The 25,860-nt window shown below is 70.7% G+C and carries 20 protein-coding genes; 17 read left to right on the forward strand and 3 right to left on the reverse strand.

All coding sequences use genetic code 11. From position 1 onward, the window contains the following. The first annotated feature begins 28 nt into the window (after positions 1-28). Positions 29-1,360: an NAD(P)/FAD-dependent oxidoreductase gene (locus Prum_RS03380; RefSeq protein WP_173073856.1), complete on the forward strand. Its 1,332-nt coding sequence runs from the start codon at positions 29-31 to the stop codon at positions 1,358-1,360. Here the strand turns inward: Prum_RS03380 and Prum_RS03385 are convergent, their stop codons facing one another. After that, positions 1,361-7,837 carry a type I polyketide synthase gene (locus Prum_RS03385; protein WP_173073858.1) on the reverse strand — a complete coding sequence of 2,159 codons (6,477 nt, stop codon included), beginning with the start codon at positions 7,835-7,837 and terminating at the stop codon, positions 1,361-1,363. A 184-nt stretch (positions 7,838-8,021) separates the two neighbouring features. Between Prum_RS03385 and Prum_RS03390 the strand changes: the two genes are divergently transcribed. The 12 genes from Prum_RS03390 (at position 8,022) to Prum_RS03440 (ending at position 19,687) form a co-directional block, all read left to right on the forward strand. Next, entirely contained in the window at positions 8,022-8,840 is an 819-nt protein-coding gene (locus Prum_RS03390) for a glycosyltransferase domain-containing protein (RefSeq protein WP_173073860.1), read from the forward strand. Continuing rightward, positions 8,837-9,520: a class I SAM-dependent methyltransferase gene (locus Prum_RS03395; protein ID WP_173073862.1), complete on the forward strand. Its 684-nt coding sequence runs from the start codon at positions 8,837-8,839 to the stop codon at positions 9,518-9,520. The genes Prum_RS03390 and Prum_RS03395 overlap by 4 nt, the downstream gene beginning before the upstream one ends. 229 nt (positions 9,521-9,749) lie before the next feature. After that, entirely contained in the window at positions 9,750-10,619 is an 870-nt protein-coding gene (locus tag Prum_RS49160; RefSeq protein WP_218576989.1) for an NAD(P)/FAD-dependent oxidoreductase, read from the forward strand. After that, the gene (locus tag Prum_RS49165; RefSeq protein ID WP_218576990.1) at positions 10,514-11,212 is read left to right on the forward strand and encodes a hypothetical protein; all 699 of its coding nucleotides are present in this window, start codon (positions 10,514-10,516) and stop codon (positions 11,210-11,212) included. The genes Prum_RS49160 and Prum_RS49165 overlap by 106 nt, the downstream gene beginning before the upstream one ends. Next, positions 11,209-12,273, forward strand: a complete 1,065-nt coding sequence (locus tag Prum_RS03405) for a hypothetical protein (RefSeq protein WP_173073864.1) — start codon at positions 11,209-11,211, stop codon at positions 12,271-12,273. The genes Prum_RS49165 and Prum_RS03405 overlap by 4 nt, the downstream gene beginning before the upstream one ends. 26 nt (positions 12,274-12,299) lie before the next feature. Continuing rightward, positions 12,300-12,899: a TetR/AcrR family transcriptional regulator gene (locus Prum_RS03410; RefSeq protein WP_173073866.1), complete on the forward strand. Its 600-nt coding sequence runs from the start codon at positions 12,300-12,302 to the stop codon at positions 12,897-12,899. A 25-nt stretch (positions 12,900-12,924) separates the two neighbouring features. After that, the gene (locus tag Prum_RS03415; RefSeq protein WP_173073868.1) at positions 12,925-15,666 is read left to right on the forward strand and encodes a helix-turn-helix transcriptional regulator; all 2,742 of its coding nucleotides are present in this window, start codon (positions 12,925-12,927) and stop codon (positions 15,664-15,666) included. Between the two features lie 53 nt (positions 15,667-15,719). Next, on the forward strand, positions 15,720-16,478 hold the full coding sequence (locus Prum_RS03420; protein ID WP_173073870.1) for an alpha/beta fold hydrolase: 759 nt from the start codon (positions 15,720-15,722) through the stop codon (positions 16,476-16,478). Positions 16,479-16,489: 11 nt separating this feature from the next. Then, the gene (locus Prum_RS03425; protein WP_173073872.1) at positions 16,490-17,287 is read left to right on the forward strand and encodes an alpha/beta hydrolase; all 798 of its coding nucleotides are present in this window, start codon (positions 16,490-16,492) and stop codon (positions 17,285-17,287) included. Between the two features lie 32 nt (positions 17,288-17,319). Then, a complete protein-coding gene (locus tag Prum_RS03430; RefSeq protein ID WP_173073874.1) occupies positions 17,320-18,153 on the forward strand; it encodes an alpha/beta fold hydrolase in 834 nt (277 codons plus the stop codon). A gap of 20 nt (positions 18,154-18,173) precedes the next feature. Next, positions 18,174-18,962 (forward strand): oxidoreductase, encoded by a 789-nt coding sequence (locus tag Prum_RS03435; protein ID WP_173073876.1) that lies wholly within the window; start codon positions 18,174-18,176, stop codon positions 18,960-18,962. A gap of 17 nt (positions 18,963-18,979) precedes the next feature. Further along, positions 18,980-19,687, forward strand: coding sequence for an alpha/beta fold hydrolase (locus Prum_RS03440; RefSeq protein WP_173073878.1), 708 nt, complete (start codon positions 18,980-18,982; stop codon positions 19,685-19,687). A 526-nt stretch (positions 19,688-20,213) separates the two neighbouring features. On the opposite strand, the gene Prum_RS54370 is transcribed toward Prum_RS03440, so the two are convergent. Together Prum_RS54370 and Prum_RS54375 are read right to left on the reverse strand one after the other, a co-directional pair. Then, the gene (locus Prum_RS54370; RefSeq protein ID WP_308785425.1) at positions 20,214-20,744 is read right to left on the reverse strand and encodes an aldo/keto reductase; all 531 of its coding nucleotides are present in this window, start codon (positions 20,742-20,744) and stop codon (positions 20,214-20,216) included. Next, on the reverse strand, positions 20,684-21,073 hold the full coding sequence (locus tag Prum_RS54375; protein WP_308785327.1) for an aldo/keto reductase: 390 nt from the start codon (positions 21,071-21,073) through the stop codon (positions 20,684-20,686). The genes Prum_RS54370 and Prum_RS54375 overlap by 61 nt, the downstream gene beginning before the upstream one ends. A 133-nt stretch (positions 21,074-21,206) precedes the next feature. On the opposite strand from Prum_RS54375, the gene Prum_RS03450 reads away from it, so the two are divergent. From Prum_RS03450 to Prum_RS03460, 4 genes are all read left to right on the forward strand, one after another. After that, entirely contained in the window at positions 21,207-21,863 is a 657-nt protein-coding gene (locus Prum_RS03450; protein ID WP_218576991.1) for a maleylpyruvate isomerase family mycothiol-dependent enzyme, read from the forward strand. Further along, positions 21,860-22,009 (forward strand): hypothetical protein, encoded by a 150-nt coding sequence (locus tag Prum_RS54380; protein ID WP_218577845.1) that lies wholly within the window; start codon positions 21,860-21,862, stop codon positions 22,007-22,009. The genes Prum_RS03450 and Prum_RS54380 overlap by 4 nt, the downstream gene beginning before the upstream one ends. 127 nt (positions 22,010-22,136) lie before the next feature. After that, positions 22,137-24,884, forward strand: coding sequence for a helix-turn-helix transcriptional regulator (locus tag Prum_RS03455; RefSeq protein WP_173073880.1), 2,748 nt, complete (start codon positions 22,137-22,139; stop codon positions 24,882-24,884). Positions 24,885-24,956: 72 nt separating this feature from the next. After that, a complete protein-coding gene (locus Prum_RS03460) occupies positions 24,957-25,844 on the forward strand; it encodes a carotenoid biosynthesis protein (RefSeq protein ID WP_173073882.1) in 888 nt (295 codons plus the stop codon). Positions 25,845-25,860 lie beyond the last annotated feature (16 nt).

Genomic DNA, 25,860 nt, shown 5'->3' on the forward strand with positions numbered 1-25,860 from the left:
CCGAGCCCGGCCCGATAGCGTTGAGCCGATGAAGACCGCCCTTGTTCTCGGCGGCAGCATCGCCGGCTTGGTCGCGGCGCGCGTGCTCGCCGACCACGCCGACGAGGTATGGATCGTCGAGCCGGACGTCCTCGGCGACGCTCCGGCCATCCGGCGCGGCGCGCCGCACGGCAGCCAGGCGCACAACCTGCTGGGGCTGGGCCGGCGGACCATCGAGCAGCTGCTGCCCGGGATCGTCCGTCAGATGGTCCGGGAGGGCGGCCAGCTGCTGAACAGCGGCGCCGGCGGGGCGCAGTGGCTGCTGGACGGCCGAGCCAAGACGCCGGTGCGCGGTGGCAGCGCGGTCAGCGTGTCGCGCCCGTTCCTCGAGTGGCACATCCAGCGCCGGGTGCTCGCACTGCCCGGGGTGGCGTTGGTGCGCGGCACGGCGACCGGGTTGACCATGACCGGCGGCCGGGTCGACGGCGCGCTGGTCCGGCCGGCGGGCGCGGTCGAGCCGGTGCGCCACGCGGCCGACCTCGTGGTGGACGCCACCGGGCGGTCCAGCCGGCTCGGCGACTGGCTCGGCCGGCACGGGTACCCGGCGCCGGCCAAGCGCCGGATGGTCCTCGATCTCGGCTATGCGACCTGTTTGTTCCGCCGCACGCCCGGACAGCGTCTGGCCGGGCACACCGGGGCGTTCTCGGTGTACACGCCCAGCCGGGCGTACGACGGCCCCAGCTCACTGGCGCCGATCGAGGGCGATCGCTGGCTGGCGCTGATCAGCGGCTACGGCGAGCGCCGTCCGGGTCGCGATCTCGCCGAGTTTCTCGACCGCTGCCGGGCCACCCCGGCAGCGCCGCTGCGGGAGCTGGCCGACACCTGCGAGCCGGCCAGCGAGGTGTACGCGCACCGTTTCCCGGAAAGCGTCCGGCGCGACTTCGACCGGCTCGACCGGTTTCCGGCTGGCCTGGTTGCCATCGGTGACGCGGTGGCGTCGTTCAACCCGACGTACGGGCAGGGCATCTCGGTGGCCGCGCGGCAGGCCGTCGCGCTCGCCGACTGGCTGCGCGAACCGGGTGCCGTGGACGCCCCGGCCCACCCGTACTTCCGGCAGGTGCGCCGGATGGTGGACGAAGCCTGGCGTACCTCCGCGGAACAGGACTGCTACCTGCCGCACGTCAAGGCCCCGAAGCCGTTCGGCTGGCGGGTCCGCCGTGGTCTCTTCGAGGCGACGCTCTCGGCCACCGTCACCGACGAGGTGGTGCACCGCGCCTTCCTGGAGGTGGTCAACATGACCGCCGGCCCGGAGCACCTTCGCCGGCCGGGAATCCTGTGCCGGACCGTGGTCGCCGCGCTGCGGCGCGCCACCGCCCTTTGATCAACGGCCGCCACGGTCGCCCAACTGGCTGAACACCTCGCCGGCCAGATCGGCGACGCTGTGGCCGCCGAGCATCTTCGCGATCGGCAGCATCATGCCCAGGTCGCGCTGGACCCGGGTGCGGACCTCGACGGCCATCAGCGAGTCGAGGCCCTGCCGCTTGAGCGGGCGCCGCAGGTGTACCTGCGCCGACGGCATGCCCAGCACGTCGGCGAGGACCTGGGCGAGGTAACGTTCCACGGCGGCCTGATCGGTCAGCGTGCCCGCGACCCCATTGCCCGTACCCCCGTTGCCGGTAACCCCATTGCCCGCGACCGCCACGGTGTCGGCGTGTCCGTTGCCGGTACCCGCGCTGTCGACCGGCGGCGGGCTCGTGGGCGCCGAGGTCGGCGGCGCCCACGAAACGGCGGGCACCGGGGATATCGGGGCGGGCGAGACCGCCGGTGCGGTGGGGCCGGCGAGCAGCCCACGCAGCAGGGGCGACGCGGCCGCGTCCGGATGCGCGGTGGCCCACCGCGGCCAGTCCGCGGGCAGCACCACGCCGTGGGTGGCGCCCCTGGCCAGCAGCAGGCGCAGCGCCTCGATGCCTTCCCGCGGGCTGAACGTGTCCATCCCGGTCGGGTTGATCGCCCGGCCCTGCTGTTGCCCGGCCCGGGCGGGCATGCCGACCGACCAGAACCCCCAGTTCACGCTGAGCGCGGTCAACCCGGCCAGCCGGCGCTGGTCGGCCAGCGCGTCCAGAGCGGCGTTCGCCGCCGCGTACGCGCCGAGCATCGGGGAGCTGAGCACCGCCGAGCCGGAGGAGAACAGCACGAAGAAGTCCAGCGGCCGCTCCGCGAACAGCCGGTGCAGCACGGCCGCGCCGGTGACCTTCGGCCGCAGGACCGCCGCCAGTACCTGATCGTCCAGATCGGACAGAGCACTGTACTCGATCACGCCGGCCGTGTGCACCACGCCCCGGATCGCCGCGCCATCCTGCCCGTGGTGCCGCACGACCGCCCGCATCGCCTCCTCGTCGGCCACGTCGACCGCCTCGTACGCCACCCGCACCCCGTGCCGCCGCAGGTCCGCCAGCCAGCCGGCCGCCCCGGTCCGGTCGAGCGGGGTGCGCCCGGTCAGCACGATGTGCCGGGCGCCCTCGCGGACCAGCCAGTCCGTGACCACCCGGCCGAGGTCGCCCAGCCCGCCGGTGACCAGGTAGCCGGCGGCCGGATCGATCCGGACCGGCCGGTGCGGGGCCGGGGCCTCGTCCTCCTTCGGCTCGGTCAGCTCCACAGTGGACACCAGTACCTTGCCGATGTGCCTGGCCTGGGCCATGTGCCGGAACGCGCCGACCAGGTCAGCGGCGGGAAAGACCCGGTGCGGCAGCGGTTCGAGCACGCCGGCCTGTACCAGGGCCAGTGTCTCGTCCATGAGCGCGCCAAGCCGGCGTGGGTCGCTGAGCCCGAGGTCCACCACGTCGACCACGAAGAACGAGGCGCCACGCGCCAGCAGCCGCATGTCCAGCTGGGTCCCCTCGATCAGGTCGCGCCGGCTCAGCTCGATATACCGCCCCCGGTCAGCCAGCAGCTCCACACTCTTGAGCAAACCCTCCCCGGCCAGCGTGTTGAGCACCACGTCCACGCCCTCGCCCCGGGTGGCTTCCCGGATCTCGTCGGCGAACTCGGTGCTCCGCGAGTCGGACACATGTGCGACACCCATCATGCGCAGCATCGCGCGCTTCTCCGGGCTGCCTGCGGTGGCATACACCTCGGCGCCGCGCCAGCGGGCCAGTTGCACCGCGGCCATGCCCACCCCGCCGGTGGCGTGATGGATCAACACCCGCTCGCCGGGCCGCAGCTGAGCCAGGTGAATCAGCGACTGGTACGCGGTGACCAGGCCGACCGGCACGCTGGCCGCCTCCTGTGCCGTGAGCCTGGCCGGGCGCCGGCGCACCAGGTGCGCGTTGAGGCACATGTAGGTCGCCGCGGGCGCCTCCAGCGAGATCGCCACCACCTCGTCGCCGGGCCGTAGCCCGGCCACGCCCGGGCCGACCCGGGTGACCGTCCCGGCGCACTCACCGAGAATCATCGCGGGCCGGCCGGGCATGCTCGGATACCAGTCCATGGACACCAGCACGTCGCGGTAGTTCAGCGCGAGGTAGTCGGCACGCACCTCCACCTCGCCCGGTCCCGGCGCGCGCCGCGGCACCGGCTCCAGACGCATCCCGTCCAGCGTCCCGGGCGTGGTGGCCTGCACCTGATGGGCAATTTCGGCGCCGGCCGGCTGGCCGGCACCGACGGAGCTTTGCAGCAGACGCGCGGCGTACCGCTGGCCGCCACGCGGGGCCAGTTGGTCCTCCGGGCCGGCGCCGGCCAGCTCCTGGCCCAACGCGGTGGCGAGCTCGGCCGGTGACCCGGCCGGATCCAGGTCGACCAGGGCGCAGCGCAGCTCCCGGTGCTCGTGTGCGATCACCCGGCCCAGGCCCCAGATGGCGCCCTGCGACATCGACACCGTCCGGTCCGTGTCCAGCACCCGGTACGCTCCCCTGGTCACCAGCGACAGCCGGGGCGGCTCGGGCAGGCCGGCGTCGGCGAGCGCCCGCAGCAGGCGCAGGACGCTGGCGCAGCCGAGGCGTTCGGCGTCCTCGGCCAGCCGCTCTGCCAGGGCGGAGGTGTCGGGCTGGTCCGCGTCCAGCGCCCAGAGGTGCACGACCTCGGTCGGCGCCAGGCCGTCGAACTCGGCCCGGACATCGGCGAGCAGCCGCCGGTACTCCGCCGGCGCGGTCGGGTCGATCTCGTACTGGCCGGGCGCCAGCCGCTGGTAACCGGTGCCCGCGAAGACCCGTACCTCGGCGTCCAGCGCGGCGCCGACGCCGGACCGGTCGGCGAAGACCAGCCGGCGGCCGCCCGTCCTCGCCACGACGGGGAGCGCCGGCAGCGGCTGCCAGCGCAGCTCGTGGAACCAGCCGTCGGGGTCGCGCACCGAGTCCGGCGGCTGCAGGTACTGCAGGCGCAGGCCCTTGATCTCGACGATCACCCGTCCGTCCACATCGGACACTACCAGGTCGCCGCAGAACGAGTCGGACCGCCAGGCGGTGACCGGGACCGCGTGCGCCCAGGCGGGCGTACCCGGGCTCGGGTGGATCGACACCTCGTCGACGCTGCCGAGGACGAACGCGGACGACCGGTCCTGCGCCGGGATCAGCGACGCGAGCACCTGCCCGCACGCGTCGAGCAGCGCCGGGTGGCAGGTGTACCCGGTCGGATCGACGCCGGCCGGCACCTGGATGCGGCCCAGCGCCTGGCCGTCACCCACCCAGAGCTCCGCGATGCCCTGGAACGTGCCGCGCCACTCGTTGCCCCGCGCGGCGAAGCGGCGGTAGAAATCGGCGCCGGCGCTGTGGCCGGGGCACGCCGCCCGGATCGTGTCCAGCGGCAGCCGGCGCTCCTCGGGAGGCGAGGTCCGGGTCACCGTCCCGGTGACGTGCACCGCCTCCTCGCTGGTCACCTCGAAGTCCCAGCTATCCGGCCCGCTCGACGTGAACACTGTGGACAGTGCGGGCGCCGGATGGTCCGGCCGCAGGAACAGCGCGTCGACGTACCGGATGTCGCGCAGCGAAGGCACGTGCCCGCCGCAGAGCTCACGAGCGGCGCCGTGCACCATCTCCACGTACGCCGTGCCGGGCATGACCACGGTGCCCTGCACCTGGTGGTCGAGCAGGTACCGCTCGCGGGCCAGGTCGACGACCCGCTCCACGCGATGCCGGGCCGGCCGCTCGGTCGCGGCGCGGGCGGCCGGCGGCGCGACGAACCAGTATCGCTGGCGCTGCCAGGGATAGGACGGCAGCCGCACATACCGGGGCGTCGGCTCGCCGAACACCCGGTGCCAGTCGACCGGATACCCGGCCCGGTGCAACGCGCCGACGGTGTCCAGCAGATTGGCACGCTCCGGCTCATCCCGGCGCAGGCACCCGACGGCGGTGCCGTCGGTCTGCGCCAGGGCTTCCCGGATGGCCGGCAACAGGATCGGGTGCGGGCTGATCTCCACGAACACCGTCTCGCCCTGCCCGGCCAGGCGTGCCACCGCGGCGCCGAACCGCACCGGCTCGCGCAGGTTGCGCACCCAGTAGGCCGCGTCCAACCCGGAACCGTCACACGACGCGTCGTCCACAGTGGAGTACAGCGGGATCCGCCCGGCCCGCGGGGCCACCTCACCGAGGCTGGCCAGCAGGTCCTCGCGCAGCTGGTCCATCTGCGGGCTGTGCGAGGCGACGTCCACCTTCACCTGCCGGCAGAACACCCCGCGTTCGTCCAGGCCCTTGACGATGGTGGCCAGCGCCTGCGGGTCGCCGGAGATGACCGTCGAGGTGGGGCTGTTGCTCACCGCCACGGACACCAGGTGCTCGTGGCCGGCCAGCGCGGCCTGCGCGTCGGCGACGGACAGCTCCACCGAGTACATGGCGCCCTGTCCGGCGACGGTCTTCAGCAGCCGGCTGCGCCGGCAGATGACCGCGCCCGCGTCGGCGAGGCTGAGCGCCCCGGAGGCGCACGCCGCGGCCACCTCACCCATGCTGTGCCCCACCACGTGGTCCGGCTCGATGCCCCAATCCCGCAGCACCGCGCAGAGCGCGGTCTGCATCGCCCACAGGGTCGGCTGGATCGTGTCGATCGACGCCGGGGCGTCCGCCGCCCCGGTCAGCCCGTCCAGCAGCGACCAGCCCACCTCGGACCGGATCACCTCGTCGCAGCGGGTGAGCACCTCGCGGAACACCGGCGAGCTGGCCAGCAGCTCGCGGCCCATGCCGTCCCACTGGGAGCCCTGTCCGGGGAAGACGAAGACGACGCGTGGCCGGCCGTCCTCTACCGGCGCGGCCGCGGTGGCGCCCAGCCGCGGCCGGGACTCACCGGCCGCGTACGCCCGCAGCCGCTCGGCCAGCTCGTCCGGCGACGCACCGACCGCGGTCAGCCGGCTCTCGTGGTGATCCCGCCGGGTGGCCGCGCTGAAGCACACGTCGCGCAACGGCAGTTTCCGCCCGGCGCCGCCCGGCTCCAGGAACTGCGCGTACCTGGCGGCGAGCGCGGCGAGCGCCTCCTGGGTGTACGCGGACAGCACCAGGAGCTGCGCCTCATCCCCGCCGGCGGGGGCAGGCGCGGTCGTCGCGGCCGGCTGGTATTCGCCGAGTACCACGTGCGCGTTGGTGCCGGAGATGCCGAACGAGCTGACCCCGGCGAGACCCGGCCGGTCGGTCTGCGGCCACGGGGTGCTCTCGCGCACCAGCCGCATTCGCAGCCCGTCCCAGTCGACCGCGTCGCTCAGCTCCGCGGCGTGCAGGCTCGGCGGGATCTGCCGGTGCTGGAGCGCGAGTACCGCCTTGATGAACCCGGCCAGCCCGGCGGTCGCCTCGGTATGACCGATGTTCGACTTGACCGAGCCGACCAGGCATGGAGACTGCGCGGTCCGGCCTTCGCCGAGCACCGCGCCCAGGGCGCCGAGCTCCACCGGGTCACCGGCCGCGGTGCCGGTGCCGTGCGCCTCGACGTAGTCCACCTGCCCGGCCGGTACGCCCGCGTCGGCGTACGCCGCGCGCAGCGTCTCCTCCTGACCCGACTGGGACGGCGTGAGCAGGTACCCGCCGGACTGGCCGTCGTTGCCGACCGCGGACCCGTGGATCACGGCGTGGATCGCGTCACCGTCCGCCTCGGCCCGGTCCAGCGGCTTGAGCACCAGCACCGCGACGCCCTCGCTGCGCACGAAACCGTCACCGTGGGCGCTGCCGAACTTGCATCGGCCATCGGCCGCGAGCATGTTGGCCGCCGAGAACGGGATGGTCTCCACGGGCGAGATGACCAGGTTCACGCCGCCGGCCAGCGCCAGCTCGGTCTCCCCGTTCCGCACGCTCTGGAACGCCAGGTGCAGCGCCGCCAGGCTGGAGGAGCACGCGCAGTCCACCGACACGCTGGGCCCGCGCAGGTCGAAGGCGAAGGACACCCGGCCGGACAGGAAGCTGCGCGCGCCGCCGGCCGCCGCGTGCAGGTCCAGCACCCCGGCATCGTTCAGCATGTTCCCGTACGCGGAGGACATGCCGCCGATGTAGACGCCGCTGCGCACTGTGGACAGTCGTTCGCGGGTCATCCCGGCGTCGGCCATCGCCTCGGCCGCGGTCTCCAGCAGCAGGCGCTGCTGGGGGTCCATGCGCTCCGCCTCCCGCGGCGCCACCCCGAAGAAGCCGGCGTCGAACTCGTCGATCTGGTCGAGGAAGCCGCCGCCGCGGCTGACGATCCGGTTCGGCGTACCCGGCCGCGGATCGTGGTACGCATCGATGTCATACCGGCTGGCCGGCACCTCGGTGATCGCGTCACCGCCACCGCTGAGCAGTTGCCAGAACTGCGCCAACCCGTTGGCGCCCGGGAAACGGCAGCCGATGCCCACCACCGCAACCGGTGTCCCGGTCGGTGTCCAGACCTTCGACTGTGCCGACCTGCCCCGTCTGGTCATCCGCCTCGCCTCTCATGTCGGCGTCGTGTGATGGCTCCGGCCTGAGTCTTCCGGCCGCTGCTAGAGGACGGCTCGACAACAGCTCTTGCGACAGGCCAGGACGGGTGGTGCTTCTCGACAACGACCGCCATTGATGGGTAGCTTGACACCCGGTCACGAGCCGCCATGCGATTGGACGCCGGATATGAAGGTTGTAACAATTGCTACCGACCTCGAGCATCCCTTCCTCAGGAGATTGTTGGTTCCGTCCTGCGACGCGATGGGACTCAATCTGGTTGTCATACAAGCAAACAAGAAGGGATTCAGACCCAGGGACAAGCTGGCAATCCTGACGGACCACCTCGCCCGGTGCGCACCTGACGAGCTGGTTATGTTCACCGATGCATACGATACGCTGTTCATCCGGGGAGAGGAGTACATCCGAAAGGTACATGCGAGCTTTTCCCACCGTGTCGTATTCAGCGCCGAACCCAACAGCTGGCCGCTCGGCAACCTTGGCCTCGCCCTCCAGAAAGACCCGCCCGTCCGCCCCTATCCCTATCTCAACAGCGGCGGCTTCATCGGACTCGCTGGCGACATCCTGGCGCTCTGTGCAAAGTATCCGGAGCCCCCGAGCGAGCAGTTCCCACTCCTCAGGCACCTGCGGACGCATGACTACGACACGGACAAATTGTTCAGATTCAGCGACCAATATTACTGGACGCTCGTCCATCTCCTCGAGTCGGATACCGTCGGACTCGACAACGGCGCGGTCCTGTTCGAAAACTTCGCGCCGGCGGTGGCCAACTTCTGCGAGCTAACACGCTGGACAAGCGACTTTCGCGCCCGTGGCAAGCAGGCTGCCAGCTATCGACGGGAGCACGCGAGACTTCAGGCGCGGCTGCAGTCACCAAGCGGCGCCGCTCAGGTTCATTTCGCTGCCTCCTTGACGAAGGCGGTGGTGCTGGACCTGCTCGATGAAGGACAGCTACCCTCCTGGCTGGTTGGGGTGTTGCGGCAATGAACGGACAGTCGAACTACGAAGGTCGCTATCGCACCACGCTCGAGCGCAATGACCTGCTGGCCATGCAGGCATTGGCTCCGCTGTCGTCGACCTACCTACCGTGGAGCGCGAGCGCCATGCGGCCGAGCGGAGTCGTCGCGGTGCTCAATGAGATATTCGTCAACCGGCGCCGATTTGTCGTCGAACTGGGCAGCGGTGTCTCGACCTTCTATATCGGCCGCCTGCTGCGGCGGCGTGGTGGGCATATCTGGACCGTCGAGCATGACGAGCGCTGGGCGGATCTCGTCGATCAGGAGCTGACCAGCGAGGGCCTGGGCGACGTCGTAACCGTGGTGCGCGCTCCCCTGACGCCCATTCAGTCAAGATGGCCGGACGAGGAGGCGACCTGGTACGAACAGAGTCGTCTCAAGGAGATGACCGCGGGCCAGTCCATTGATCTACTCGTCGTCGACGGGCCGCCCGCCTACCAGGCCGGACGCGGACACTCTCGGTATCCCGCCGGCCCGTTCTTCGCGTCAATGCTCGCCGACGACTACGCCATCGTCCTCGACGACATCGACCGGCGCGGTGAGCAGGACATCATGGAGTGTTGGGAACGCGAGCTCGACGTCACGTTCGAACGTCGCGTCGCTAATGGCCGAATTGGCATCGGCCGGCCTGGAGCGGCATTTACCGTCTGAGCAAGGTCTTGTGCCGCGGGGCTGGCAGCGCTGGTCGGGGGTTTCGGCGAGCGCTAGCGAGCCGCCGACCTGCGCGGTGCCCGCGGGAGCATGCGGTCCGCAGCTGACGCGGACCGGGGCAAATCTGCCCTCCGTCAGGACCGATCCTTGACACCCGCGGTGTTTCATTCATACATTTGCTGTCGATCTGTATGAATGACCTGGGGGGTGGTGAGCGATGAAGCTCGGCATGACTGCCGTCGTCCTGGGTGGGAGTGCTGCTGGTCTCTGTGCGGCTGGCGCGCTCGCCCCGTACTTCAGCCAGGTGCTGGTGCTGGAGCGTGATGAGCTTCCCGCGGACGCCGAGCACCGGCGTGGTGTGCCGCAGAGCAAGCATCCGCACTTCTTGTTGAACTCGGGGCGGCGTGCGATCGGGGAGCTGTTCCCCGGGTTCGAGGACGAGCTCGTCGCGGGGGGTGGGCTGCACCTGATGCCGTCGATGGATGCCGCCTACCTTGACGGGGCGGGCTGGTCGGCGCGTAAGAGCAGCGCGATGACGATGATCTACAGCTCGCGCATCCTCATCGAGCGGGTGTTGCGCGACAAAGTCCGAGGGCTTGCCAACGTGACCATCCGCGAGGGTGTCCGCGTGACCGGGCTGAGTACCCGGGACGGCACAGTCACCGGGGTTGACCTCACCACGTCCATCGGTGACGAGCACCTTGACGCCGACTTCGTGGTGGACGCGATGGGGCGTGGCTCCCCGGTCAGCAGTTGGCTGGTGGCGGCGGGCTGGCCCGCGCTCGAATCACAGACCCTTGACGCCAAGGTCACGTACACCTCGCGCTGGTACGAGCTACCCGCACAGCGACCGCCGAGTTGGTGGTGGCAGCACCTCGTGATCATGCCGACCCGGGACAAGGGCGAGCACCCGGCCGAGCACGAGTTCCTGGTGAACTTCTTCCCGATCGAGGGCAACCGCGTCATCGCATGCATGGGGTCGTGGGGCACGCCATGCCGCGTACCGACGACACGTTCGTCGAATCGGCCCGCCGGGTACGGGCGCCGCTGTTCGCGGCCGCGATGGATCGGTGCACGCCTACCTCGGAGGTCCATCTGACGCGGTCGACCGGCAACGTCTGGCGGCGCTACGACCGGTGGGCGACGCCGCCCACGGGGCTGGCGTTCGTCGGCGACTCGATCTGTGCGTTCAACCCGTTCTACGCCCAGGGCATCAGCTCCGCGTCGCTGTCCGCGTTGCTGCTGCGCGAGCACCTTGCCCGCGCCGAAGCCCGCGCCGAACGACTCGACGCCACATTCTTCTCGCGGTTCCTCACGGCACAATGCAAGCTGCTCGGCGTGCCGTGGCGCCTGGCGATGGCGCGGGACCAGGGCTACGCGTTCGCGGTGGGCACCGAGAAGCCGTCCGAGTGGCGCCGTCGCGTCCTCGCCGCCGTGTCCGATCCCGCGTTCAGCTTCATCGTCGGCGCCGCCCGCGAGGACCCGGTGATTGACTCGCACTTCGCCAAGGTGTTCAACCTTGACGAGTCACTCGGCGACATGCTGGGCAACCCGGGTGTGCTCGCGCGACTCGTGCGCCACGGCATCCGCGCCGCGCTGGGGCGGCGCCGGGTGCCCTTCGGGTTCGACCCCAACGCCGAGCCACCGGCCACGGACTACTCATCGGCCACCGCGGCAGCGGCGGTGCGGTGAGCGCCGAGTGCGGGCCCGGCGCGGAGGCCGTCACCCGCGAGCTCGGCTTCGACTGCCACGACGTCTCCCCCGTGGTCTCGGTCCGCTTCCCGTGGGAGCTCGCCGACTGGACCATGCCGCTGCTCGAAGTGATCATCATCGGCGGCGCGGTCTTCGCACTGGTACACGCCATCCGGCGGCACCGCGCCGGCGATCCGACCAACCTGGCGCTGTGGTTCGCCTCGCTGGTCTACCTCCTCGTGACCGAGCCGCCGCTGTACTTCCCGGAATGGTTCGGTCTCGACCAACTCTACGGATTCATCTTCGCCCACAACCGGTTCACCGTGCAGTTCATGTGGGACCGGTTGCCGCTCTACATCGTGGCGTTCTACCCGGCGTTCAGCCAGCTCGCGTACGAGCTCGTTCGGTCGCTCGGGATCTTCGCCCGCCGCGGCGCGCTGACCGGATCGGTGGCCGTCGCCTTCACCTGCCAGGTCTTCTACGAGGTATTCGACCACATCGGTCCGCAGCTCAAGTGGTGGGCCTGGAACATGGACAACGACATCGTCAACCACCCCGCGCTGGCGTCGGTGCCGATGAACAGCATGTTGCTGTTCGCCTCGGTCTCGATGGGCGCCATGACCTACCTCGTCGTGCGCCTGGCCCGCCGGTGGTCGCTTGTGCCGAGCATCCTGGTGGCCGGGGTGCTGACGCCGCCGACCATGACGATCGCCGGCATCCCCGCAAGTTTCTTCAAGGGGAACAGCACCGCGCAGGCATGGGTCCTCGGCATCGAACTGACCCTGCTCTGGCTCGTGGGCACCTGGATCATGGTGTCCTACCTACGGTCCACCGACCGCACCCCGGACGTGTCGACCTTCGCCCGGTACTACCCCGCCGTCTACCTCGGTGGGATGGCGGTGATCTGGCTCAGCGCACTCCCGGCCTACCTCGCCGCGGACAACGGCGTCACCAGCGACGGCACGCCGATCGGCAGCGGGCCCTACGCGCTCGCCTGCTTCGCCGCCGCCGGCCTGCTGCTCGTCGCACTGCACCGGCGCACCGCCCCGGTCACGGTCTGACCTGCCGCGTTCGGGAAGATGGGCGCATGGGGTACCACGGATGGCAGGGCAACCCGCCCGGCACCGAGAACGAGGCACGCCGCCGGATCGTCGAGGCGGCGACGGCGTGCATCGACCGGCTCGGGCTCGCCAAGACCAGCCTCTCCGACATCGCGACCGAGGCCGGCGTCACCCGCCAGACCGTTTACCGCTACTTCCCCAGCCTGGCCGACATCCTCACCGCCGTCGCAGAAGCCGGCGCCGAGGAGTTCGCCGAACGGATGGAGCACCACCTGGCCTCGTTCGAGACGCCGGAAGAAGCCGCCGTGGAGTCCGTCGTGTGGGCCGTGCGCACCATCCCCCAGGAGCCCTACATGGGCCTGCTCCTCCAGGCCGGCGAGACCGACTCCTTCACTGCGGGAGTCACCTCACCGCTCTCGTTCTCCCTCGGCGCACGGATCCTCGGCAACCTGCCCGTCAACTGGTCGGCGGTCGGCGTCACCACCGACGCCGACCTGCGGAGCCTCGCCGAGATCCTCATGCGACTGTTCATCTCGTTCCTGCGATACCCCTCGACGCCGCCACTCACCGACGACCAATTGCGGGCCCTCGTCCGGCGCTGGATCGGACCGGCCCTGCGTCGGTGACCAGTCACAGTGGATGATGTGGGTCATGTCGGCTGCCGGTCCTGCTTCGCCGTTGGTCGGCCGTGGGCCAGAACTGGCGGTTCTGGGCGATCGCGTTGATCGCATCCGCGACGGTGGTGGCGCGGTTGTGGTGCGTGGTGCGGCGGGGATCGGCAAGTCGGCATTGTTGTCCGAGGCGGGCCGGCTCGCGGCCGATGCCGGGTGGCGGGTCCTCGCGACGGCCGGGGTTGAGTCGGAGACCCACGTTCCCTTCGCGGGGCTGTATCAGCTGCTGCGCCCGGTGCTCGGCGACCTTGAGCGCCTGCCGGGTCCGCAGCGTGCGGCGGTGTTGGCGGCCATCGGTCGGGCTGATGCCCCCGCGCCGGACCTGTACCTCATCGCGTTGGCCACGTTGAACCTGCTGGGCGACGCGGCGACGCGTGCGCCGATCCTGCTGCTGGTCGAGGACGCGCACTGGCTCGACCGGCCCAGCGCCGACGTGCTCGTGTTCGTCGCGCGGCGCCTCGAGTTCGAGCCGGTGGTACTGCTCGCGGCGACACGAGACGGGTTCCGGCGCGCCTTCGACCGTGCCGGGCTGCCGGAGTTGAACGTGGGACGGCTGGACGACCCTACGGCGGCCACGCTCTTGGACATTCATGCTCCAGGACTGCAGCCGGCGGTGCGGGAACGGATACTGAGCGAGGCCGCCGGCAACCCACTCGCCCTCATCGAGTTGCCGACCGCCGTCGGGCACATCGACGACCGGGTGGCGTCGACGGCATGGTTGCCACTGACCACGCGCTTGGAGCAGGCGTTCGCCGCACGCGTGTCCGAGCTGCCGACGGCCACCCGGCTGCTGCTCCTGGTGACGGCGCTCAACGACCGCGACGTCCTGTCGGAGGCGCTGGCCGCCGCCGCCCTGGTCGCCGACGCGCCGCTCACCGCCGACGCCTTCACCCCCGCGGTCGAGGCGCGGCTTGTCGAGGTGGGCGACGCGAGCGTGCTGTTTCGGCATCCGCTGATGCGTTCGGCAGTCGTCCAACGGTCCAGCATCGGCCAGCGGCACATGATCCACGCCGCGTTCGCGCAGGTCCTGGCCGATGACGCAGACCGCCGAGTATGGCATCGTTCGGCCGCCACGACCGGGCCGGACGAGGGTGTGGCGTCCGAGTTGGAGGCCGCTGCCGAGCGGGCACGACGCCGAGGCGGCGTCGATGCGGCCGTCGCGGCGTTGGAACGCGCGGCGCGGGTGAGCGAGGATCCGGTCCGGCAGGGCGAACGGCTGCTCCGGGCGGCCGAGCTCGCGTTCGAGTTGGGTCGGCCCGATCTGGTCGCCGGCCTGCTACGCCAGAGCGCGGCGGTTGAGCTGTCGGCGGGGCAACGCTCCCGGATGGTGTGGATTCGGGAACGGTTCGACGACGGCATCGGCGACGTTGTCGCGGGGGTGCGGTCGCTGACCGAGCTCGCGGAGCGGTCGGCGGCCGAGGGCGACACCGGTCTGGCGTTGAAGCTGCTGTGGGGAGCGGCGTTGCGCTGCTTCTGGACGGAGCCCGGTGGCGTCGTACGGGACGAGGTCGTGTCGGCGGCCGAGCGGCTGCCGGTCGACGCGCACGACGGGCGGCTGCTGGCGATTCTCGCGTTCGCCGCGCCGATCGAACGTGGTGCGGTGGTCATCGAGCGCCTGCGCTGGCTGGCCGCCAATCCGAGCCGGCACGGGCGCGCGTCCCGCCGGGCCGACGCGGCGCTGCTGGTAGGCGCGTTCGATCTCGCGGTGGGCTTCTGTGCCGCCGCGATCGGTGAGTTGCGGTCGGAGGGTCGGCTCGGCCTGCTGGCGCGGTGCCTGGCGTCGCAGGCGTGGAGTGCGGCGCACGTGGGAGACCTGAGCGTGGCGATTCCCGCTGCCGAGGAGGCCGCGCGGCTGAGCCGGGAGACGATGCAGCCGATCATGCTGGCCACGGCGCAGGTGACCCAGGCTCTGCTCGCCGCGGTCCGCGGCGACCTGGACCGCGCCGCGGCGCTGGCCGCCGAGGCCGAGCAGGCCGCTCTGCCCGTGGCCGCTCGGCCGGTGCTGGCGCAGGTGCAGCACGCCCGGGGCCTGGCCGCGCTCGCCGATGGGCACCACGCCGAAGCGTACGAGCAGTTGCGCCGGATGTTCGACCCCGCCGATCCCGCGTACCACACAGCGCTTCGCTGCTACGCCGTGGGAGATCTGGCCGAAGCCGCGGTGCACGCGGGGTACGGCGACGCGGTCGAGGCCATCGTGACCCAGATGGAGACGGTGGCGCAGCTGACTCCGTCGCCGGCGCTGCACGCCGGCCTGCGCTACGCCCAGGCCCTCCTGGCCGACGACCGCGACGCGCAGGCATTGTTCGAGGCCGCGCTGCGGGCGGACCTGGCACGGTGGCCGTTCACCAGGGCCCGCGTCCAACTCGCCTACGGCGGATGGCTGCGCCGCCAGCGTCGATCCGCCGAGTCCCGGGGACACCTACGCGCGGCACGGGAAACGTTCGACGCGTTGGGCACCATCCCGTGGGGCGAACGGGCCCGCCAAGAGCTGCGAGCCTCCGGGGAAACCAGCCGCCGCCGGATCCCGGACGCCCGCGACCAGCTCACGCCGCAGGAGTTGCAGATCGCCCAGATGGCCGCCGAGGGCCTGACCAACCGCGAGATCGGCCAGAAGCTGTACCTGTCGCACCGCACGATCAGCTCGCACCTGCACAAGATCTTCCCCAAGCTCGGGATCACCGCACGGTCCGGGCTGCGGGTGGCCCTCCAGTCGCCGGCATGAACACCGTCATGTGACGTACGCGAACCCGCGCCCGCGTTGCCTACGGTGCGTGCATGGACCGGTCGCGGGCGTACGTCAATGGCAGTACCCCAACCGTGCTGCTCGTGCACGGCGGGTTCGCGGACGCCTCGATCTGGGCGGAGGTCATCGCCGACCTGCACGCCACGGGTAATGGTGTCCTGGCACCGGCGAACCCGCTGCGTGGCATCGCCACCGACGCCGCCTACCTCGCCAGCGTCGCCCGAGCGATCGACGGGCCGGTCCTACTGGCCGGCCATGCCTACGGCGGCGCCGTGATCACCCAGGCCGGATGCGGACTCGACAACGTCGTCGGACTCGTCTACGTCGCCGCATACGCCCCTGCCACCGGCGAGAACCTGCTGGACCTCGCCGCCCACTTCCCGAGCACCCGACTCGCGTCGGCCCTGCGACCAGCCACCTTCCCCACCGAAGACGCCGAATCCGGGGTCGAGCTCTACCTGACCGCCGACGGATACCGCGAGGTATTCGCCGCCGACGTACCCGAACGAGCCACCGCCGTGGCGGCGGTCGCGCAGCGCCCGCTCGCCGCAACCGCGTTCCAGGAACGCGTCGCGGCCGCCGCCTGGCGGACGCTGCCGTCCTGGTTCGTCGTCGCCACTGCCGACCAGGCCATCCACCCAGATGCCCAGCGCTTCATGGCGCGACGGGCGGGCGCCACGACGATCGAGGTCGACGCCTCACACGCCATCGCCCGATCACGGCCGGCCGAGGTCGCCCAACACATCCGCATGGCCGCCACCACCCACATGTCGCACGTGCGCCCCACCTGAGAGAGGCGATCATGACCACATCCACCCCCGTCATCTTCATCCACGGGCTCTGGCTGCACGCCAGCTCCTGGACCCCCTGGCTGGACCTGTTCCGCCAGGCCGGCTACGCACCATCCGCGCCGGGTTGGCCCGGCGACCCGGACACCGTCGAGGAAGCCCGCGCACATCCGGAGGCCATCGCCGACCACGGCATCGACGACGTCGTCGCGCACTACGCGAAGATCATCAACGATTCGGGTACCAAGCCGATCCTGGTCGGGCATTCCTTCGGCGGCATGATCGCGCAGAAACTGCTCGGCCAGGATCTCGCCGCGGCCGCGGTGGCGATCGACGCCGCCCAGATCAAGGGTGTGCTGCCGCTACCGTTGTCGGCACTGCGCGCGACGCTACCGGTGTTCAAGCACCCGACCAACCTCCACAAGGCCGTGTCATTGACCGCGCAGCAGTTCCGGTACGCGTTCGGCAACGCCATCTCCGAGCAAGAGTCGCAGGAACTGTACGAGCGATGGGCGATTCCCGCGCCCGGCAAGCCGTTGTTCGAGGCCGCCGCCGCCAACTTCAACCCGCACTCGCCCGCCAAGGTCGACACCGACAACGAGAAGCGCGGACCACTCCTGCTGATCACGGGCGGCCGGGACCACACCGTGCCCGAGGCGGTCACCCGAGCCACCCTCAAGCAGTACCGGCACTCCGATGCGGTGACCGACCTCATCGACTTCCCTGACCGGGCGCACTCGCTGACCATCGACCACGGCTGGCGCGAGGTTGCCGACGCCTCGCTGTCCTGGCTGAACAAGCACAGTCTGTGAAGCCCGATCCATCGAACCCACCGGGAGACGCCATGTTCAACCCGTCGCGGGTCACGTTGCCCCGCCTCCTCACCGCCGCCGTCCTGGCTGTCATCTGCCTGGCGGCGCCGGCAACCCTCGCGTCGGCCAGCGCCGTGGCGACAACCTCGGGATCGGCACGGCCGAAACCGACGATCGTGCTCGTCCACGGCGCGTGGGCCGACGCGTCCAGCTGGGCCAAGGTGACCGGCCGCCTGCAGCAGGACGGCTACACCGTGCTCGCCCCACCGAACCCGCTGCGCGGGCTCGGCAGCGACGCGGCCTACCTCGCGGCGTTCATCCAGCAGCGCACCACCGGCCCCGTCGTCCTGGTTGGACACTCGTACGGCGGCGCGGTCATCACCAACGCCGCCCTGGCCGACCCCGACGTGCGGGCCCTGGTCTACATCGACGCTTTCGTCCCCGACCAGGGTGAAACCATCCTCGGGCTGCAAGGCGGTGGCGCGGATCCGAACGCACTGTTCGACGCCGTTCAGTACCCCGGCGCTCCGACCGGCGACGTCGACCTCTACCTCAAGCTCGCCGTGTTCCCGCAGGTGTTCGCCGGCGACCTGCCCGCGGCCACCGCGGCAAACCTGGCCGCCGCGCAGCGACCGATCACGCTCAGCGCACTGCTCGAGCCCTCCGGGATCCCGGCCTGGAAAAGCCTGCCCAGCTGGTACCTGCTCGGCACCGAAGACCACGCCATCGCACCCTCGCTCCAGCGGTTCATGGCCCAGCGGGCCGGTAGCCACCTCGTCAAGGTGCGCGCGTCGCACGCCTCGCCACTGTCCCGGCCGGACACCGTCGAAGGGCTCATCGTCGCCGCCGCCCGCTCCACGAACTGACCGACAAAAGGGGAACCGTCGTGGACACGCACCTGTCCGGCAAAGTCGCGGTCGTCACCGGCGCCAGCAAAGGGATCGGACTCGCCATCGTCGAAGCACTCGCCGGCGAAGGAGCAGCCGTGGTCGCCGGCGCCCGCAAACCCACCGCTGAGCTGTCCGAACTCGCCGCGGCGGCCTCCGTGCTGGCAGTCCCGGTGGACCTGGCCCTCCCGCAGGGCCCGGCCCAGCTCATCGACGCCGCCGTCACCGCATTCGGCGGCCTGGACATACTCGTCAACAACGTCGGCGCGGTCCACCCCCGCACCGGCGGGTTCCTGACCGTCACCGACGACGACTGGAACACCACGCTGAACATCAACCTGCTCGCCGCCGTACGCACCACCCGCGCCGCGCTGCCGCACCTGCTCGACCGCGGCGCGGGCGCCATCATCACCATCACCTCGGTCAACGCGACACTGCCCGATCCGCTGGTCATCGACTACAGCGCCGCCAAGGCGGCATTGGCCAACTTCTCCAAAGCACTGTCCAAAGAGGTCGGTCCACACGGAATCCGGGTCAACACCATCAGCCCCGGCCCGGTAAGCACTCCACTGTGGCTCGGTGAGAGCGGCGTCGCCGCAACCGTCGCCCTCGCCACCGGCAGCGACCCGCAAGCTGTTGCCAAACACGCCGCCACCGACTCGGTCACCGGCCGGTTCACCCAACCACGGGAAGTCGCCGACCTCGTACTGCTGCTGGCCAGCGACCGCGCCGGGAACATCACCGGTGCCGACATCACCATCGACGGCGGACTCATCACCACGCTGTAAACCTGAGGAGTCAATTCATGTCGGAACTCACCGTCGTGTTCGTCCACGGCGCATTCGCGGAATCATCGAGCTGGGGCGGCGTGATCAGCGAGCTGCGGCAGGCCGGGCACGGCACGATCGCAGCCGCCAACCCGCTGCGCAGCCTGTCGGGCGACGCCGCGTCCGTCTCCAGCCTGCTCGGCTCGATACCCGGACCGATCGTGCTGGTCGGGCACTCCTACGGCGGCGCGGTGATCAGCAACGCGGCGACGGGGCACGACAACGTACGGGCACTGGTGTACGTTGCCGCGTTCGCTCCGCTGGAGGGCGAGAGCATCTTCGAGCTGAGCGGTCGCCTGCCGGGCAGCACCCTGGGGGACACGCTGGATGCGGTGCCGCTGGGTGACGGTTCCGTAGAGCTGTACATCCGGCAGGACCGGTTCCACGAGCAGTTCGCGGCGGACGTACCCGCCGCTGAGGCAGCCGTCCTCGCAGCCACGCAGCGTCCCCTGCGCGACATCGCCCTGCGCGAGCACGCCGGCCCGCCGGCGTGGCGGTCGCTGCCGTCGTGGTTCGTCTTCGGCGACGCGGACCGCAACATCCCGGTCGCGGCCCACCGGCTGATGGCCGAACGGGCCGGTGCGAAGGCCACGGTGGAACTCACCGGCACGTCACACGCGATCACCATCTCCCGTCCCGGCGAGGTCGCGGAGGTGATCACGTCCGCGATCGCCGCCGTGAACTGACCCAGCGGCCCCACCACGACGGACAGAGCAGCCCAAGCCTGTCCCTTGGCAGTTAGATCTAGACGAGAAATGGTTCGCAGCTAACCATTTCTCGTCTAGAGACGTTTTGGGTTTGGGGTCAGGCGGCGTCTGTGGTTTGTCCGAGCAGATATGCCCCGGCCCGCGTCACCTGCGGGCCGCATGCTCCCGCGGGCACCGCGCAGGTCGGCGGCTCGCTGGCGCTCGCCGAAACCCCCGACCAGCGCTGCCAGCCCTGCGGCACAAGACCCAATGACAACGGCCGAGCGCCGCCCGGGAGACGGCCCTGTGAAGGTGTCACGGGCTGTGAGGTCCATCTATTGGATCTTTCCGTGGTCCACACCCCATCGCCGCGCGGGCATCGCCCGTCTCTGTTGGTTGTGGACCGCGCAGGATGCGGCCGCGGGAGCGACGGCCTGGACCGCGACGAGCGCCGCGGTAGCTCAGAACTCGATCCTGACTCTGAACCTGACCCCGAAAGGTCTCTAGATCCATGGGAGCGGACTGTTCATGCTCCGAGCTGTGCGAGGTCGTCGTCGGTTAGCTGTAGCTGGCCGGCTGCGATGTTCTGTTCCAGATGTGCCAGCGAACTGGTCCCGGGGATGAGCACGATGTTGGGCGATCGGGCCAGCAACCAGGCAAGCGCTACTTGGGGCACGGTGGCGCCGAGCCGACCGGCCACTGTGGTTAGGTGCTCGGCGGTCAGCGGCTGGAACCCGCCGACGGGGAAGAACGGTACGTAGGCGATGCCGGCGTGGGCGCAGGTGTCGACGAGCGGGTCGTCGTCGCGCGCCGCGATGTTGTACAGGTTCTGCACGCACACGATGTCGGCGACGGCGCGCGCCCGGGCGACCTGGGTCTGGGTGACGTTGGAGACGCCCAGGTGCCGGATAAGACCCTCCGCGCGCAGGGACATCAGGGTTTCCAACGCGGCTTCAAGCGGCGTGTCGGTGTGCCCACGGTCGCCCATGCGCAGGTTCACCACGTCGAGCTGGTCCACGCCGAGTGAGCGCAGGTTTGCCTCGACGCCGCGGCGCAGACCTTCGGGGGTGAGGCCGCGTTGCTCGGCGGGGGCCGCGTGATGTCGTGACCCTCGACCAGCGCACCGACCTTTGTCACGATCACCAGATCATCGGGATATGGGTGCAACGCGGTACGGATCAGCTCGTTCGCGGCCACGCCGTCGCGCGCGTAGTAGTTCGACGTGTCGAGGTGGTTGACGCCAAGCTCCACGGCTCGGCGCAGGATCGCCAGGGCGGTGTCTTGGTCGGGCCGCTCGCCTCTCGGCCAGCCGGTGAGCTTCATGGTTCCGTAGCCGACTCGGTTGACGCTCAGGTCTCCGCCGAACGACCACTGTTGGTTAGCCATGATCGTCGAACGTACACCGGTTGCACGACGGCGACGCCGTTGAGCCTCTCCGCGCCGATCCACAGGTCACCGATGAGTTTGACCGGCACGCCGAGTCATACACAGCACAACGACCTACCGATAGGACAATCCAATGACAGAGCTGAACGCGGAACAGGCCCGGCGAGCGATCGTCGAACACACCCGACGTCTGGCGGAATCAGCCGCCGCGGCCGGACCTGACGCCGCCGTGCCGACAACCCCGCAGTGGACCATCACTGACCTGGTCGAGCACGTGGGCCAGACCCAGCACTGGGTCGCGGAGATCATCGAACGGCGCATCACCGACCCCACGCAGTTGCCCACCCAGATGGCCGTACTCCCCACCGACCCCCGCGAGTGGCAGGCGTGGCTGTCGCAGTCCGCGCAGCGGGTCGCGAGCGCGTGCTCCGATGACGCGCTCGACGCGCCGGTGTTCAACGCCGCGGGGGACGGGCGGCCCGGGACGCGATTCTGGATGTCCAGCGTCCTCAACGAGACGGTCGTCCACGGCTTTGACGCAGCCAACGCGGCGGACCGACCGGCCGACATCGACCCCGACATCGCAGCCGCGCTCATCAGCAACCACCTCGCGATGCTCACCTCCCCACGTGGCAGATGCTGCGGTCCGAGTCCGCCAACACCATCCGGGGCACCGGGCAGACGCTGCAGTGGCTGGCCACCGACACCGCGGACGACACGGGCGCCTGGTTCGTCGAACGGCGGCCTGACGGGGCAACGTGGCGGCCCGGAGCCCAGCAGGCCGATGTGACGGTGGCCGGCCCGGCACGATCGCTGCTGCTGACCTTGACCCGACGACTCCCTCTCACCGACCGCGAAGCCACCGACATCAGCGTCAACGGCGACACCGACCTCGCCCAACACTGGCTCGACAACACCGCCCATGACAGCGACTGACCGGCGGCTCGGCGTAGCCGGGATCTACCCGGCGGCCGAGGCAGGCGGCTGTCCGTGCGCGGCCCCCGCAGTGCATCATGGGACAAGCCCGAGTTGATCAGGGCTTCCTTGACCTGCGGGGTGGTGGATGGCGAGCACGGCTCTGCGTGGCCGGCGCAGCGAGTGCGAGACGCTGGACCGGTTGGTCGCGGACGCCAAGGCGGGGCAGAGCCAGGTGCTGGTGCTGCGCGGCGAGCCGGGCGTCGGCAAGTCCGCGCTGCTGGAGCACGTGGTGGGGCGCGCGGCAGGATGCCGGGTCCTGCGGGCGGCCGGCGTCGAGTCGGAGATGGAGCTGGCCTACGCGGGGCTGCACCAGTTGTGCGTACCGCTGATGGGTCATCTCGACCGCCTTCCCGGCCCGCAGCGCGACGCGCTGGCCATCGCGTTCGGCCTGCGCGCGGGCAGCGCGCCGGACCGCTTCCTGGTTGGGTTGGCGGTGCTCAGCCTGCTCGCCGAACTGGCCGAGGAGCAGCCGCTCGTCTGCGTGGTGGACGACTGCCAGTGGCTCGACCTGGCCTCCGCGCAGACCCTCACGTTCGTCGCGCGCCGGCTGCTCGTGGAACGGGTCGTCCTGGTGTTCGCGGTGCGCACCTCGACACCCGACTCGGGCAACGACCTGGTGGGGCTGCGGGAGCTGGTGGTCCGGGGGTTGCGCGACAGCGATGCACGTGCGCTGCTGGACTCGGTGGTCCCCGGGCTGCTGGACGAGGGCGTCCGGGACCGGATCGTCGCCGAGACCCGCGGCAACCCCCTGGCCCTGCTGGAGCTGACACGAGGGTTGACGGTGACGGAGCTGGCCGGCGGGTTCGGGCGTCCCGACGCGCAGCCGCTGGCGAGTCAGATCGAGCAGAGCTTCCTGCGGCGCATCGGGGCGCTTCCGGGTACGGCGCGACGGCTGCTGCTGGCGGCGGCCGCCGAGCCGGTGGGCGACCCGTCGTTGCTCAGGCGGGCGGCCGAACGGCTCGATATCGGCGCCGACGCCGCGGCGGCGGCCGAGGCGGCGGGGCTGATCGAGTTCGGTGTACGGGTGCGGTTCCGTCATCCGCTGGTGCGCTCGGCCGCCTATCGCGCGGCAGACCCGGCAGACCGCCGGGACGTGCACCGGGCATTGGCCGAGGCGACCGACCCCGACTCCGACCCGGATCGCCGGGCCTGGCACCGCGCCCACGCCGCGGTCGAACCCGACGAGGCCGTAGCCGGCGAACTGGAGCGCTCAGCCGACCGGGCCCAGGCCCGCGGCGGTATCGCGGCAGCCGCCGCGTTCCTGCGGCGGGCCACCGAGCTGACACCCGACCCGGCCAGACGCGGCGCCAGAGCGGTGGCCGCGGCGCGGGCCACCTTCGAGGCCGGGGCGGCCGACGCGGCGACCGAGCTCCTCGCCACCGCGGAGATGGCACCGCTGGACGAGCTCCAGCATGGGCGGCTGACCCGGCTGCGTGGCCAGATCCTCGTCGCGCGCCGGCGTGGCGGGGACGCCCTGCCGTTGCTTCTCGACGCGGCCCGCCGGCTGGAGCGGGTCGACGGCGGGCAAGCGCGGGAGACGTACCTCGAAGCGATCGGAGCGGCGTTCTTCGCCGGCCCCCTCATCGACCGCGGCGGAGTGCGGGCGGTGGCCGAGGCCGCCCGCACCGCACCGCCGGGACCGCAACCGCCACGGCTGGTGGACGTGCTGCTCGACGGCCTGGCGACCCGGTACGCCGAGGGCTACGTCGAGGGTGCGCCGCTGCTGAAGCAGGCCCTGCGGGCGGTCCGGCGGGACGCCGGCCACGACGCGGACGCCGTCATGCGCTGGCTGTGGCTGACCTGGCTGGTCGCCGGCGACATGTGGGACGACGAGGCGTGGCACGAGCTGACCACGCAGGCGGTTCGGGCCGCCCGGCAGGCCGGCGCGCTCAACTTCCTGCCGCTGGCCCTCAGCTACCGCGCCGCCGTACACGTGCACACCGGCGAGTTCGACCTGGCCTCGGAGTTGCTCGAGGAGTCCCACACCCTCGCGGACGTGACTGGCCACTCGACTCTCGGGTTCGTGAGGCTGCTGCTCGTCGCTTGGCGTGGCGAGGATGCCCAGGCGCCGGAGCTGATCCGGGCAGGCATCCAGCACGCGACGAACTGGGGCGAAGGGCGAGCGATCGGCCTGGGCAACTATCTGCTCTCGGTGCTGTACAACGGCCTGGGCCAGTACCAGGCCGCTCTGGCCAGCGCCGAACGGGCGGGCGAACAGGACGACCTGGCAAGCTACGGCTTCTCTCTCACCGAACTCGTCGAGGCGGGCGCCCGCGGCGATGCCCCCGACGCGGCCGCGGCCGCCCTGCGACGATTCGAGGAACGCGCCACCGCTGGCGGCACCGACTGGGCGCTCGGCCTCCTGGCGAGGTCGAGAGCGCTACTCAGCGACGGCCAGGCCGCGGACCTGCTGTACCGCGAGGCCATCGAGCGCCTGCGGCGGAGCCGGATCGCCGTTCAACTTGCTCGCACCCACCTGGTGTACGGCGAGTGGCTGCGCCGCGAGAACCGGCGCCTTGACGCGCGCGAGCACCTGCGTACGGCGTACGAGATGTTGCGGGGTTTCGGCGCCGGAGCCTTCGCCGAGCGCGCCCGCCGCGAACTCCTCGCCACCGGCGAGACGGTCCGCCAACGCACGGCCGACATCCGCGAATCGCTCACCGCGCAGGAAGCCCAGATCGCTCGGCTCGCCGCGGCGGGGAAAACGAACTCCGAGATCGGCGCCGAGCTGTTCATCAGCCCCCGCACGGTGGAATGGCACCTGCGCAAGGTGTTCACCAAACTCGACGTCAACTCGCGGAACAAGCTCCGCGGAGTCCTGGCCGGCGCCTGACTGTCACGAACCGGAGCGCCCGTCCGGTCCTAGCTGACGACCGGCGCCCATCACGACATCGAGGTGTATGCCATGACGACCACCCAACACCCCACCGGGCGCGTACTGGACAATATCCAGTGGATCTTCGTCGGGCTCGCGGTAACCACGGCGATCCTGCTGCCGCTGACTGGCATCAACGCCGTGTTTGTCACGCTGCTGCTCACGATCCCATTCGCGGCCATCCACGGCCTCCGCCGCTACGGCTGGCGACGATTCCTGACCTTCTTCGCCGTGACGTTCGTGGTGAGCAACGCCTTCGAGAACCTCAGCATCGTCACCGGCTTTCCGTTCGGCAACTACCATTACACCGGCGACCTGAAACTGTTCCACGTGCCGATCTTCATCGGCCCGATCTACTTCGGCCTGGGCTACATCAGCTGGCTGACCGCCTCCACCGTCCTCGACCGCGCCGACGAACGCCTCAACTGGCGCGAACGCATCGGCAAGCTCAACGTCGTCGCCCTGCCTGCCCTGGCCGCCGCCGTCATGACCATGTTCGACGTGGCCAGCGACTCCCAGGCGTCCACCTTGCTCGAGACGTGGATCTGGCACGACGGCGGCGGCGTGTTCGGCGTCCCGTACACCAACTACCTCGGCTGGTGGCTGGTCACCTACGTCTTCTTCCAGATCTTCGCCCTCATCCTGGCAGCAGCACAGACCCGCGACTCCCAGCCGAGCGGTGTCGTCGCGCCGGGGTCACTCACCCAGCCGGTGCTCATCTATGCCGCACTGGGCCTGACCTCGATCCCGTATTTCATCGCCGCCGAACCGGGCACCGTGGTCGACATGGCCGGCGCCCAATGGAGCATCAACGCGATCAACGAGACCATGATGACGATCAACATCTTTACCGTCGTCACGGTCGCCTTCCTCGCCCTGACCAAGATCGCACGAGGCGACACGGCCACCCCGTATTAGTGGTTGGTCTGGCAGT

The sequence above is a fragment of the Phytohabitans rumicis genome, assembly GCF_011764445.1.
GTDB classification, from domain to species: domain Bacteria; phylum Actinomycetota; class Actinomycetes; order Mycobacteriales; family Micromonosporaceae; genus Phytohabitans; species Phytohabitans rumicis.

Bases quoted from the DNA above. Each gene is read 5' to 3' on its own strand.
- Prum_RS03380 (WP_173073856.1), top strand. From the start codon at position 29: ATGAAGACCGCCCTTGTTCTCGGCGGCAGCATCGCCGGCTTGGTCGCG.
- Prum_RS03385 (WP_173073858.1), bottom strand. From the start codon at position 7,837: ATGACCAGACGGGGCAGGTCGGCACAGTCGAAGGTCTGGACACCGACC.
- Prum_RS03390 (WP_173073860.1), top strand. From the start codon at position 8,022: ATGAAGGTTGTAACAATTGCTACCGACCTCGAGCATCCCTTCCTCAGG.
- Prum_RS03395 (WP_173073862.1), top strand. From the start codon at position 8,837: ATGAACGGACAGTCGAACTACGAAGGTCGCTATCGCACCACGCTCGAG.
- Prum_RS49160 (WP_218576989.1), top strand. From the start codon at position 9,750: ATGACTGCCGTCGTCCTGGGTGGGAGTGCTGCTGGTCTCTGTGCGGCT.
- Prum_RS49165 (WP_218576990.1), top strand. From the start codon at position 10,514: ATGCCGCGTACCGACGACACGTTCGTCGAATCGGCCCGCCGGGTACGG.
- Prum_RS03410 (WP_173073866.1), top strand. From the start codon at position 12,300: ATGGGGTACCACGGATGGCAGGGCAACCCGCCCGGCACCGAGAACGAG.
- Prum_RS03415 (WP_173073868.1), top strand. From the start codon at position 12,925: ATGTCGGCTGCCGGTCCTGCTTCGCCGTTGGTCGGCCGTGGGCCAGAA.
- Prum_RS03420 (WP_173073870.1), top strand. From the start codon at position 15,720: ATGGACCGGTCGCGGGCGTACGTCAATGGCAGTACCCCAACCGTGCTG.
- Prum_RS03425 (WP_173073872.1), top strand. From the start codon at position 16,490: ATGACCACATCCACCCCCGTCATCTTCATCCACGGGCTCTGGCTGCAC.
- Prum_RS03430 (WP_173073874.1), top strand. From the start codon at position 17,320: ATGTTCAACCCGTCGCGGGTCACGTTGCCCCGCCTCCTCACCGCCGCC.
- Prum_RS03440 (WP_173073878.1), top strand. From the start codon at position 18,980: ATGTCGGAACTCACCGTCGTGTTCGTCCACGGCGCATTCGCGGAATCA.
- Prum_RS54375 (WP_308785327.1), bottom strand. From the start codon at position 21,073: ATGGCTAACCAACAGTGGTCGTTCGGCGGAGACCTGAGCGTCAACCGA.
- Prum_RS03450 (WP_218576991.1), top strand. From the start codon at position 21,207: ATGACAGAGCTGAACGCGGAACAGGCCCGGCGAGCGATCGTCGAACAC.
- Prum_RS03455 (WP_173073880.1), top strand. From the start codon at position 22,137: ATGGCGAGCACGGCTCTGCGTGGCCGGCGCAGCGAGTGCGAGACGCTG.
- Prum_RS03460 (WP_173073882.1), top strand. From the start codon at position 24,957: ATGACGACCACCCAACACCCCACCGGGCGCGTACTGGACAATATCCAG.